The following is an 11,408-nucleotide window of genomic DNA, read 5'->3' as shown; positions in this document are numbered from 1 at the left end:
GTCGTGCACGGCGCGGGCCACCCCGGCGGCGGCGTTCGCGGCCACCTTCGCGAGGTAGGCGCTGCGGCGGGCGGCGGTGGTCCGGGACGCCGGCTCAGGCGTGGTCCCGCCGTCCCCGTAGTGCGTGGCGAGTCCGTCGCGGAGCAGGCGCATCGCCTCGGAGCGCTGCTGCGACACCGCGGAGTGCGTGATCCCGAGCTCGGCGGCGACGTCCGTGACGGACCGGTCGCCGAAGTAGACCTGCTCGACGATGAAGCGCATCCGCTCGGGCAGCGCTTCGACGGCGGCGCGGAGGTACCGGCGCTTCTCGGTCTCGAGGAGGTCGTCGCCCGGCAGCGCGATGTCCGCGGCGACGACGTCGTGGACGGTCTCGTCGATCGCGGTGACGGTGCGGCCGGCGTCGCTCATGGCGTCGGCGGCGGTCTGCCGGTCGACGCCCATCGCGTCGGCGATCTCCTGCACGCCGACGGAGCGGCCGAGCCGGGCGGACAGCGCCTCCTGCGTGGCGAGGGTCTCGCGGATGCGCTTGCGGGTACCGCGGGAGGCCCAGTCGGCCGAACGCATGTCGTCGGCGATCGCGCCGGTGATGCGGGTGCGGGCGTACGCACCGAACGGCACGCCGAGGGTCGGGTCGAACGCGTCGGCGGCGGCGACGAGCGCGAGGGACCCGACGGCGGCGAGGTCGTCCCGGTCGAGGTGGGTCGCACGTGCTCGGACGTCGGCGACGATGTAGCCGACGAGCGGGAGGTGCTCGACGATCATCGTGTTGCGTTCGGTGCGGTCCATGCTGCTGATCCCCTGATCGACCTGAAGCCCGTCCGTGGGTCGCCCGTCGGTGGGCACGACGGACACCGGCCTCGGCAGGCCGGAACGTACGTCGAAGACCGCCCGGGTCCCTCCGGGCGGGCACCTCCGCGTCCCTGCGACGCGTACCGGGTCTGTCCCCCGGGGTGCGTTCTGAATGTATCGGCTGGGAGGGCTCTGAACAGGCCCTCATCCGTACCCAGTGCGGGGGTGACCCCCGGTGGAACGGGTCGGCATTTGGGAGGACACAGCCCCGGGAACAGCCGGTTCTGTCCCCCGATCACGGCCCGGACGGGAGGCCCGGGGTACGCCCGCCCCGCCCGTCGCGTCGCCTCGCAACGCGGCGCGTCTGCGCTCACGTCGGTGCGGAGCGCTTACGTCCGCACGCCGCGGACCGATAGCTCCCGGTGTCCGCAGGATGACGGACCGAACCACCACCCGGGAGGAGCTGATGAGCGTGAACGACCTGTCCGCCGTACTGTGGCGCGAACGCGAACTGCTCGAGCTGCTCACGTTCAAGCTCGAGGAGGAGCAGCTGCTCCTCGCCGCCGGGCGCTCCCGCTGGGTGTCGCACGCCAGCCGTGAGGTCGAGCAGGTGCTCGAACGGCTCCGCAGCACCGGACTCGAGCGCGCCGCGTCGAGCGCCGAGGTCGCCGAGGAGTGGGGCGTCGCGACCGACGCTCCCCTGCGTGACGTCGTCGCCGCAGCGCCGAACGGCCCCTGGGGCGAGATCCTCGGCGCGCACCTCACCGCCATGGTGGAGCTGACGACGCAGATCGGTGCGCTCCGCGACGAGAACGACCGCTTCCTCCGCGCCGCGGCGCACGCGACCGAGGAGACCCTCGCCGGTACGGTCGGGACCCCGTCGACGTACGACGCCAGCGGCACGAGCGGCTCCGGCACCGACGGCGCACGTCTCTTCGAGGGGAACCTGTAGTCGTGGTCAGCACCTTCGGCTCCCTCGCCACCGCGTACTCCGGACTGGCCGCTGCCCGCGCGGGCATCGACGTCACCGGACAGAACATCGCGAACGCCGGCACGACCGGCTACACCCGGCAGCGGGTCACGCAGTCGTCGATCCCCGCCGTCCAGACCGGGTTCATGCGGGGCACGGCAGCACTCGCCGGACAGGGTGTCTCGGTCGACGGCATCGCCCGGCTCGGCTCCCTGACGCTCGACGCCGGGGTGCGTGTCGCCGCAGGATCCTCTGCGTACGCCGACGCCCGCGCCACCGCACTGAGCGCACTCGAGACCGGCCTGCAGGAACCCGGCAAGGACGGACTCTCCACCAAGCTCGACGCGTTCTGGTCGGCCTGGGGCCAGGTCGCGGCGCACCCGGACGACCCCGGGGCGGCGAGCACGCTCCTCGGCGCCGCGAACACCGTCGCGTCGACACTGTCGAGCGGCTCGAAGGCCCTCGACCAGCAGTGGTCGCAGGTCCGGTCGACCGTCGCTGCCCAGGTCACGCAGCTCAACGACGCCGCGGAGCAGGTGGCCGACCTCAACGGCCAGATCCGGTCGGCGCTCGCTGCGGGCGGGAACGCGAACGAACTCCTCGACCAGCGCGACCAGCTCACCGAGCAGATCGCGTCCCTCGCGGGCGGCACGGTCCGGACGAACGCCGACGGCACGGCGGACGTCCTCATCGGCGGCAACCCGATCGTGCAGGGCACCGACGCACGTTCCCTCGCCCTCGGCGGTGCGACCGCCCTGCGCGACGGCGCGCCCGTGACCCTCACCTGGACCTCGGGGCAGGCCGGCGCGGTCACGCTCTCCGGCGGATCGATCGGCGGTGCGCTCTCGCTCCTGGCCCCGGCGGACGCCGCGGGCACCGGCGGTGCACTCGCACAGGCCTCGGCCTCGTACGACGCCGTCGCGACGAAGCTCGCGGCCGTCGTGAACGCCGTGCACGAGGCCGGCTCGACGGCCGACGCCACCACCGGCCACGCCTTCTTCGCCGTCGCGACCGGGATGCCGGCCGCGCAGGGACTGTCGGTCGTGCCGACGGACGCGAGCGGCCTGGCGACGCGGAACGCGGCGGGGGAACTCGACGACTCCTTCGCCGACGCGCTCTCGCGACTCGGCGCGGCCTCCGACGGTCCGGACGCCGCATGGGCGACCTTCGTGACGGGGGTGGGCAGTGCCTCCCGGTCGGCCGCGTCGGAATCGACGCTCACCGGACTCGCCCTGACCAGCGCACGCACGCAGCAGCAGTCGGGTGCCGGGGTCGACCTCGACGAGGAGAACGTCAACCTGCTGAGCTACCAGCACGCGTACCAGGGCGCCGCGCGCGTCCTGACCGCCGTCGACGAGATGCTCGACACCCTCATCAACCGCGTCGGCCTCGTCGGCAGGAGCTGAACATGATCACCCGGGTGACCACCCAGATGTCGATGGCCGCGGCCAGCGCGCGCCTGCAGGCGGGTGCCGCGAAGGTCGCGCAGCTGACGGACCAGGCGACCACGCTCAAGAACATCTCGCGGCCGTCCGACGACCCGGTCGGCACCGGCACGTCGATGCAGGTCCGCAAGGAGCAGGCCGCGAACGCGCAGTACGCCCGGAACGCGGACGACGCCGTCGGCTGGCTCGCGACGACCGACAGCACGCTGACGTCGGTGTACTCGGTCCTCACGAACGTCCGCGACCTCACCGTGCGGGCCGCGAACTCCGGCACCATGAGCGACACCGACCGCGACGCGTTCATCACCGAGTTCCGGGCGCTGAAGTCGGACCTCGAGGCCCGCGCGAACACGACGTACGGCACGAGGAACGTGTTCGCTGGCTCGTCGACCGCTTCGGCGGCGTACGACGCGGCGGCTGGATGGGCGGCATCGGGCACGGCGGTCTCGCGGCGCGTCGGCGACGCCGAGTCCGTCCGCGTGGACACCCCCGGAGCCGCGGTGTTCGGGTCCGGCGCGACGTCCGTGTTCTCGGTGATCGACTCGATCGTGTCCGACCTGCAGAACGGCGTGAACGTGAACCCGAGACTGAACGAGGTGGACGGCGCGATCGACACCGTGCGGAGTGCGCAGGCCGACGTCGGCGTGCGTCACGCGGCTGCGCTGACCGCGCAGGACACGCTGAAGACCGCGTCCGTCGCGCTCGAGGGGCGCCGGTCGGACGTCGAGGACAAGGACCTCGCGAAGGCCGTCCTCGACCTCCAGGTGCAGCAGACCAACTACCAGGCAGCCCTCGCCGTGACCGCGAAGGTGCTGCAGCCGACCCTGATGGACTACCTCCGATGAGCATCGACCTGACGTTCCCCGTGCCCCCGTTCGGCCTGACCGGGTCGACCTTCGCGCTGACCCCGGTCGACGGCTCCGACGGGTTGTTCACGCTGGTCGGGGACGGCTCGCGGCTGTTCCTGCTCGACGCCGCGGTGCACCTGCCCGACTACTCCCCCGTGCTGTCGACCACGCAGGTCGACGTGCTCGGGCTGACCGCGCCCGAGGACGCGATGCTCCTCGTCGTCGCGAACCCGGCAGCGGAGGGCACCACGGTCAACCTGCTCGCTCCCGTCGTGGTCAACGCCCGGACGTCCGTCGGCGCCCAGCTCATCCTCGAGGACCAGGACTTCCCCCTGCGCGCGGAGCTCGCCCGCCGGTAGGGGCGGCGCGGCAGCGGGGCGGGGTCCACGAAACGCGCGCGTTTCGACGTTCCACGCGTCGATCGTCGCGCGCGACGTCGAAACATGCGCCCGCATCCGATGCACGAGCACAGGACGACAAAACACGTGTCGATCGACGAGCGTGTTGTCGCGTCCTGCCCCGGCGAACGCGGTACATCCCCTGCACAAGACCGCACAGAACGACGCTCGTGCACAGTTTTCGTCGCTGGTCTGCGAGCGAGCGGCGGTCCTTGACATCGTCGGGGCATGCAACGAGCACTGGACGTCGAGCTGATCCGCACACGGGGTCTGCCGAGCGCTGAGCGGCGTGCAGTCGAACGAGCGGCGACGCGCGGGCTCCTGCAACGAGTACGCCCCGGCGTCCTGGTCCGAGCTGGCTCACTCGACGGTCTGTGGCCGGAGGAGCGGCACCTCGTCACACTCCGGGCGAACGCACCGTTCATCGACGAGCGGGCCGTGGTGTCGCACGAGTCGGCGTGTGCGCTCCTCGGCATCCCCGTCGTCGGAGACTGGCCGGACCGCGTGCACATCGCCGACGCCACGACCGGCACGACCCGTGTCTCGGCGCACTTCATCCGTCACGGTGTCCGCCGACGTCCGGTCGCAACCGTGCTGGACGCCTTGGGACTCTGGACGAGCGATGGCGCACGGACCGCGGTCGACATCGCCGCCCGCCGGCCGGCCGTCACGGCTCTCCCGATCGTCGACCACGTGCTCCGCGTCGGCCTGGCGACACCGGAGACACTCGGTCGCGAGGTCGCGCGACTCGAGATCGGAGCCACCAAGGCACAGAGCGTCGTCGAGATGGGGTCGACGCTGTCCGGATCGCCCGCAGAGTCGCTCTGTCGCGTCCGGTTCCGGCAACTGGGAACGCCGGAGCCCGTGCAGCAGCACGAGTTCCGGCGTCCGGGGGAACCACCCGCCATCGTCGACTTCTGGTTCCCCGACCAGGGCGTGGTCGTCGAGGTCGACGGGCGCGGGAAGTACGAAGACCCGGCGATGCTCGACGGGCGAACGACGGCCGAGGCGCACTGGCGGGAGAAGCGCCGCGAGGACTTCGTGCGGTCCTTCCCGGAGGTCCGCTTCGTCCTCCGGCTCTCCTGGCAGGACCTCATGCGCCCTGAGCAGGTCCGGGACGCACTCCGCCGAGCGGGTGTGCCGTGCCGGTGAGCGTGGGGACCGCTCCCACCCCCGCGGCGTACGGTCTGCTCCATGGCCCGACAGCAGAAGGACCAGGCGATCATCCCGATGCCGGTCGCCCCGGTCGACACCCCCGCACACGATGCCGACGGCAAACGTCTGGAAACCGGTACCGGCTGGGTGAAGTGGCTGGATCGGGTGCTCAGCGTGCAGCGCCCCATCGTCGTCTCGCACGTCAACCGGCTCCGTCGCCGACACCGAGACGCGACTCCCGCGGAGATCATCCAGATCCTGGAGCGGCAGTACCTCACTGCGGTGACGTCCGGCGGTGCGGCGGTCGGAGCGAGCGCGGTCATCCCGGGCGTCGGTATGGCTGCTGCGCTCGGCTTGAGCGGCGCGGAGACGGTGGGCTTCCTCGAGACCACGGCCCTGTTCGCGCAGTCGGTGACCGAGGTGCACGGGATCGCGCTGGACGACCCGGAGCGAGCCCGGACGCTCGTGATGGCGTTGATCCTCGGTACGCCGGGAACACAGCTGATCAAGCAGCTGGCCGGTCAAGCCGCGGGTGGGCAGGCCCGGACGGCGTTCTGGGGCGAGATGGTGACGGCCTCGCTCCCGAAGCAGGTCGTCTCGGGCATCGGCGGACAGGTCCGCGACCAGTTCGTGCGGCGGTTCGCGGCGAGGCAGGGCTCGACGATCGTCGGCCGAGCGCTCCCGTTCGGGATCGGCGCTGCGGTGGGCGGGCTCGGGAACCACGCGCTCGGCCGGAAGGTCATCCAGGCGTCGCGGACCGGGTTCGGGACGCCGCCGGCGCAGTTCCCGATCGTGCTCGATGCGAAGCCGACCCGCGCGGGGAAGGAGCGTCGCGAGCCGGTGTCCGAGGGTCGCAAGGCGCTGCCATGGCGACGTCGCAAGGCGGACGAGGACCTCTGGGCCGAGACGCCCGACCCGGGCCCCGCCGACCAGCGCTGAGCCGGCCCGGCCCCGCCGACCAGCGCTCAGCTGCCCCTGCCCCGCGGACCAGCGCTGAGCCAACTCGGGCCCGCCGATCAGCGCTGAATCGTCGTGCGCGCCCGACCAGCGTTGAGCCGGCCCGGGCCCGCCCACCAGCGCTGAGCCGGCCAGCGCGGTCGGCCGGCCCGGATTACGTCGGCACCGATCCGTGGGACCGACATCGTGCGGTCCGCGCGGCCATCGCTCAGCGTCGGTGAACCGGCGTCGTCACGACCTGCCCCGCGTGCGCGAAGCCTCCGCCGAAGCCGAACAACAGCGCCGGCACCCCCTCCGGCAACTCGCCGCGCGACCACGCCTTCGACAGCCCGAGCGGCACGCTCGCCGCCGAGGTGTTGCCCGACTCGACGACGTCACGGACGACGTAGCTCGGGGACCCGCCGAGCGCCTCGACGAGGGGTTCGATGATCCGGAGGTTCGCCTGGTGGAACGCGAACACCTCGATGTCGTCCATGGTCATCCCGGCTGCGGCGACGACGGCTCGCGCGTGGTCGGCGGCCTCGGTGATGGCCCAGCGGTAGATCGAGCGACCCTCCTGGGAGAACCGCTCGGGGTCCCCCGACACCCGCACGGCCTGCTGCAGATGCGGCACGCTCCCCCACGACACCGGCCCGATCCGCGGTTCGTCGGAGACCCCGACGACCGCGGCACCGGCCCCGTCGCCGACGAGCACGCATGTCGAGCGGTCGGTCCAGTCGACGATCCCGGAGAGCTTCTCGGACCCGATGACGAGCGCGGTGTCGGCGGCGCCGGTCCGGACTGCCTGGTCGGCGATGCCCATCGCGTACTCGAAGCCGCTGCACGCGGTGTTGATGTCGATCGGCGCCGCTCGTCCGGACAGCCCGAGTTCCGCGGCGACCCGGCCGGCGGTGTACGGTGCGCGGTCCTGGTGCGTGGTGGAGGCGACCACGACGAGGCCGACCTCCGACGGGTCGACCCCGGCGTCCGCGAGGGCCGCGCGCCCGGCCTCGACCGCCATCGACGTGACGGTGTCGTCCGGGCCTGCGATGTGGCGGGTCTTGATGCCGGTCCGGGTGGTGATCCACTCGTCGTTCGTGTCGACCATCGTGGAGAGTTCGTCGTTGGTCAGGATGCGCGAGGGCTGGTGGTGGCCGAACCCGATGATCCGGCTGCCTCGGAGTGCGGGGATGTTCACTCGCGGCACGCTACTCCCACCGACGACCGTTCCATGCCCGCGAGCGCATGCACCGCGCACGGAGCGCGCACGCGCGACGAGGACCCGCAACCGGTACCGCCAGGGCCTGGCTCACCCAGCGCACCGCGCGTAGACCGGCTGCATGGACTACACACACCTCGGACGGACAGGGCTGTCGGTTTCGCGAGCGGTGCTCGGGACGATGAACTTCGGACCGGAGACCAGCGAGGACGACTCGCACGCCATCATGGACAGGGCCCACGAGCTCGGCGTGAACTTCTTCGACACGGCGAACGGCTACGGCGGCTCGGTGGGCAAGGGCGCGACGGAGGAGATCATCGGCCGCTGGTTCGCGAAGGGCGGCGGTCGGCGGGAGAAGACCGTGCTCGCGACGAAGGTCTACGGCGAGATGATCGACTGGCCGAACGGCGGCAAGCTCAGCGCGCTCAACATCCGCCAGTCGCTGGACGCCAGTCTCCGTCGACTGCAGACCGACCACGTCGACCTCTACCAGATGCACCACGTCGACCGGGACACGCCGTGGGACGAGATCTGGCAGGCGATGGACCTCGCCGTCCAGCAGGGCAAGGTGCTCTACGTCGGCTCGTCGAACTTCGCCGGTTGGCACATCGCCCAGGCGCAGGAGGCCGCGAAGCGCCGGAACTTCCTCGGCCTCGTCAGCGAGCAGGCGATCTACAACCTCGTGGTGCGCGACGTCGAGCGCGAGGTCCTGCCGTCCGCCCGGCACTACGGCTTGGGCCTGATCCCGTGGTCGCCGCTCCAGGGTGGTCTGCTCGGCGGCATCGTCGAGAAGACCGAGCAGGGATCGCGCCGACTGTCCGGTCGCAGCGCGGAGTACGTCGAGGGGCACCGCGACCAGCTCACCGCCTACGAGTCGTTCGCGAAGGAGCTCGGCCACACGCCGGGTGAGCTCGCGCTCGCGTGGCTGCTGCACCAGCCGGGTGTGACCGCGCCGATCACCGGGCCGCGCACGATGGAGCAGTGGGAGTCCGCGGTGCGGGCGGTCGACATCCGTCTCGACGACGCGGCGCTCGCGCGCCTCGACGAGATCTTCCCGGGGCACAAGACCTCACCGGAGGACTACGCCTGGTGACCCGACCCGCCTGACCGGCGGTCGCCGGACCGGACTGGAGGCACGTGGCGCGCCCGCCTCGACAGCGCGCCCCGTGCCTCCAGGCCGTCCGCGCCGGCGGCGCCCCGGCGGCACCGCCCTTCCCGACAGCGCCCCGTCGGCGCCACCCGACTGGACAGCCCCACCCTGCCAGCGCCGCGCGGGCGTCCCGACGGTGCGCCGGTCCCGAGTCCTCAGAGCGCCGCGATCTCCTCCTCGCTCAGCCCGAGCCAGTGCAGGTACCCGTCGACGCTCCCCCATCGCGCCTCGATCCGCTCCAGCACGGTGCGCATGATCTCCGGCACGCACCGCTGTGCCACCGCGGTCGCCTCCGGGTCGTCACTGGCCGCCCGCTCGGCGGCGAACCGTTCGACGAGCCCGGCCGCGCTGGCCGCGTAGTCCTCCGCGGCCGAGGCGATCGACGCCCCCCAGTGCCGCGCGAGCAGCGCACTGACGATGCCGGTGCGGTCCTTGCCGGCTGAGCAGCACACGAGCACGTCGCCGTCCGATCCCGCGACCGCGCGCAGTGCGGCGGCGATGCCGGCGGCGTGCCGCTCGGTCCAGTCGGTGTACTGGTCCTCGAGCCGGACCGCGGCGGCGCCGGACTCGGGCACGGACGGATCGAACATCGGCACCTGCCGGTAGCCGGTCGACTCCTGGAGGGGGTGCGGGACGCGCGCGACCTCGTCCTCGCGGCGGAGGTCCAGCACGAGCGCGAGGTCCGCCGGGTAGGCCGCCGGCGACACGGGCTCGGTGTTCGCCCGGTGGACGGTGCGGGAGCGGTCGGCCTGCAGGTCCGGACCGCCGACCGGCCGGAGGTTGGTGAGCGTGGACGTCGTCGTCATGCCCCCACCCTGCCAGCGGCGGAGAACCGAGAGGCGCCCGAACGCCCCGCACACGACGACGGGCCCCACGCCTGCTGTGTGCGTGGGGCCCGTCGTACGGAACCGGGGACCGGCTGGACTACCGGACGGAGACCGGGGTCTCGTCGCGCTCCTCGTAGAGGACGTAGCCCTCTTCACCGTGGACCGCGGTGTCGATGCCGGCGACCTCGTCCTCGGTCTTCACGCGGAAGCCGATGGTCTTCTCGATGATCCAACCGATCGCGAAGGCCAGGACGAAGGAGTACGCGCCGACCGCACCGGCGGCGGCCGCCTGCTTGCCGAGCTGGACGAACGAGCCGGAGTAGATCAGGCCGGTCTCGTTGGCGAAGAAGCCGAGGTACAGCGTGCCGAAGATGCCGCCGACGAGGTGGACGCCCACGACGTCGAGCGAGTCGTCGAAGCCGAGCTTGTACTTGAGGTCGATCGCGAAGCAGCAGACGATGCCGGCGAGGAACCCGAGGAGGATGCCCCAGCCAGGGGTGAGGTTCGCGCAGGCCGGGGTGATCGCGACGAGGCCGGCGACGGCACCCGAGGCGGCACCGACGGAGGTCGCCTTGCCGTCCTTGAGCTTCTCGACGAGCAGCCAGCCGAGGACCGCTGCGGCGGGCGCGGCGAGGGTGTTGATCCAGGCGAGCGACGCGACGCCGTTCGCGGCGCCTGCGGAACCGGCGTTGAAGCCGAACCAGCCGAACCAGAGGATCGCGGCACCGAGGAGGACGAAGGGCGGGTTGTGCGGCTTGTGCGCGCCCTTGGCGAAGCCGACGCGCTTCCCGAGGACCAGAGCGAGCGCGAGGCCCGCCGCACCGGCGTTGATGTGCACCGCGGTGCCACCGGCGAAGTCGATGACGCCCCAGGTCGCGGCCCAACCCGAGGTGAGGTTGAACACCCACGAGGCGACCGGGAAGTACACGACCGTGACCCAGATGCCCGCGAAGACCATCCACGCGCCGAACTTGGCGCGGTCGGCGATCGCGCCGGAGATCAGCGCGACCGTGATGATCGCGAACGTGGCCTGGAAGCCGACGAACGCGAGGTCGGGGTACGTCGCCGCGAGCTTCGTCGCCTGGGACTGCTCGAACGCCTGGCCGAGCCCGATCTGGTTCCAGTCGATGCTGAAGAACCCGACGATGCCGCTGACCGCGGTGTGGGGTCCGGTGTTCGCGAACGAGATCGCGTAGCCGTACAGCACCCAGAGGACGCCGACGAGCGCGATCGCGCCGAACGACATCATCATCATGCTGATGACGGACTTGGCCTTCACCAGCCCGCCGTAGAAGAAGGCCAGGCCCGGTGTCATGAACAACACCAGCGCAGCCATGATCATGATGAAGCCTGTCTGGCCCTGATCAAGCATCTGTTCACCTCTCGATTGCACGAACGGCTCTTGGACCGCCTCGGGTGTTGTCGAGTTTGGCGAGGTGCTGTTTCACCGATGAGCACGATCTGTTTCGCGGATGTAACGCGATGACGCGGCGTGTAAACGTCGTGTTTCGTCCGTCGGTGCAGCCCCTGGGCGGAGGCCCCGACTCTCCTGCGACCGTCTGGACGGTTGCGCGGACCGCGTCCACGACCGCCTGGAGGCAGGGCTCAGCCCCGCCACGCGCCTCCCGGCCGTCGTCGGGGCGCGCCCGACCCGCCGGCCCGCGCCCGCCC

Annotated in this window: 11 protein-coding genes; 7 read left to right on the top strand and 4 right to left on the bottom strand. The window is 71.8% G+C overall.

Annotation, left to right across the window (positions count from 1 at the left end):
- Positions 1-786 (bottom strand): sigma-70 family RNA polymerase sigma factor (locus ACSW7Y_RS12560; RefSeq protein ID WP_438126611.1); only part of this gene is annotated, 786 nt, incomplete at its 3' end.
- 469 nt (positions 787-1,255) lie between these two features.
- On the opposite strand from ACSW7Y_RS12560, the gene ACSW7Y_RS12555 reads away from it, so the two are divergent.
- From ACSW7Y_RS12555 to ACSW7Y_RS12530, 6 genes are all read left to right on the top strand, one after another.
- Complete coding sequence (locus ACSW7Y_RS12555) at positions 1,256-1,741, top strand: flagellar protein FlgN (RefSeq protein ID WP_438126610.1); 486 nt, start codon at positions 1,256-1,258, stop codon at positions 1,739-1,741.
- Positions 1,742-1,743: 2 nt separating this feature from the next.
- Entirely contained in the window at positions 1,744-3,165 is a 1,422-nt protein-coding gene (gene flgK, locus ACSW7Y_RS12550; protein WP_438126609.1) for a flagellar hook-associated protein FlgK, read from the top strand.
- A gap of 2 nt (positions 3,166-3,167) precedes the next feature.
- A complete protein-coding gene (gene flgL, locus ACSW7Y_RS12545) occupies positions 3,168-4,049 on the top strand; it encodes a flagellar hook-associated protein FlgL (protein ID WP_438126608.1) in 882 nt (293 codons plus the stop codon).
- Positions 4,046-4,411, top strand: a complete 366-nt coding sequence (fliW, locus tag ACSW7Y_RS12540; RefSeq protein WP_438126607.1) for a flagellar assembly protein FliW — start codon at positions 4,046-4,048, stop codon at positions 4,409-4,411. Before flgL ends, fliW begins: the two co-directional genes overlap by 4 nt.
- Before the next feature lie 267 nt (positions 4,412-4,678).
- Complete coding sequence (locus tag ACSW7Y_RS12535) at positions 4,679-5,602, top strand: hypothetical protein (protein WP_438126606.1); 924 nt, start codon at positions 4,679-4,681, stop codon at positions 5,600-5,602.
- A gap of 42 nt (positions 5,603-5,644) precedes the next feature.
- Entirely contained in the window at positions 5,645-6,544 is a 900-nt protein-coding gene (locus tag ACSW7Y_RS12530; protein ID WP_438126605.1) for a hypothetical protein, read from the top strand.
- Positions 6,545-6,770: 226 nt separating this feature from the next.
- On the opposite strand, the gene ACSW7Y_RS12525 is transcribed toward ACSW7Y_RS12530, so the two are convergent.
- The gene (locus ACSW7Y_RS12525) at positions 6,771-7,739 is read right to left on the bottom strand and encodes a beta-ketoacyl-ACP synthase III (protein ID WP_438126604.1); all 969 of its coding nucleotides are present in this window, start codon (positions 7,737-7,739) and stop codon (positions 6,771-6,773) included.
- Positions 7,740-7,881: 142 nt separating this feature from the next.
- On the opposite strand from ACSW7Y_RS12525, the gene ACSW7Y_RS12520 reads away from it, so the two are divergent.
- The gene (locus tag ACSW7Y_RS12520) at positions 7,882-8,853 is read left to right on the top strand and encodes an aldo/keto reductase (RefSeq protein WP_438126603.1); all 972 of its coding nucleotides are present in this window, start codon (positions 7,882-7,884) and stop codon (positions 8,851-8,853) included.
- A gap of 212 nt (positions 8,854-9,065) precedes the next feature.
- Here the strand turns inward: ACSW7Y_RS12520 and ACSW7Y_RS12515 are convergent, their stop codons facing one another.
- Together ACSW7Y_RS12515 and ACSW7Y_RS12510 are read right to left on the bottom strand one after the other, a co-directional pair.
- Complete coding sequence (locus ACSW7Y_RS12515; protein WP_438126602.1) at positions 9,066-9,716, bottom strand: tyrosine-protein phosphatase; 651 nt, start codon at positions 9,714-9,716, stop codon at positions 9,066-9,068.
- A gap of 118 nt (positions 9,717-9,834) precedes the next feature.
- On the bottom strand, positions 9,835-11,109 hold the full coding sequence (locus ACSW7Y_RS12510; protein WP_438126601.1) for an ammonium transporter: 1,275 nt from the start codon (positions 11,107-11,109) through the stop codon (positions 9,835-9,837).
- Between the last annotated feature and the right edge of the window lie 299 nt (positions 11,110-11,408).

Origin of the sequence: Curtobacterium flaccumfaciens, assembly GCF_051548005.1 — a bacterium.
GTDB lineage: Bacteria > Actinomycetota > Actinomycetes > Actinomycetales > Microbacteriaceae > Curtobacterium.
The sequence above is the reverse complement of the archived record's forward strand: the minus strand, read 5'-3'. Positions and strand labels throughout refer to the sequence as shown.

Bases quoted from the DNA above. Each gene is read 5' to 3' on its own strand.
- ACSW7Y_RS12555 (WP_438126610.1), top strand. From the start codon at position 1,256: ATGAGCGTGAACGACCTGTCCGCCGTACTGTGGCGCGAACGCGAACTG.
- flgL (WP_438126608.1), top strand. From the start codon at position 3,168: ATGATCACCCGGGTGACCACCCAGATGTCGATGGCCGCGGCCAGCGCG.
- fliW (WP_438126607.1), top strand. From the start codon at position 4,046: ATGAGCATCGACCTGACGTTCCCCGTGCCCCCGTTCGGCCTGACCGGG.
- ACSW7Y_RS12535 (WP_438126606.1), top strand. From the start codon at position 4,679: ATGCAACGAGCACTGGACGTCGAGCTGATCCGCACACGGGGTCTGCCG.
- ACSW7Y_RS12530 (WP_438126605.1), top strand. From the start codon at position 5,645: ATGGCCCGACAGCAGAAGGACCAGGCGATCATCCCGATGCCGGTCGCC.
- ACSW7Y_RS12520 (WP_438126603.1), top strand. From the start codon at position 7,882: ATGGACTACACACACCTCGGACGGACAGGGCTGTCGGTTTCGCGAGCG.
- ACSW7Y_RS12515 (WP_438126602.1), bottom strand. From the start codon at position 9,716: ATGACGACGACGTCCACGCTCACCAACCTCCGGCCGGTCGGCGGTCCG.
- ACSW7Y_RS12510 (WP_438126601.1), bottom strand. From the start codon at position 11,109: ATGCTTGATCAGGGCCAGACAGGCTTCATCATGATCATGGCTGCGCTG.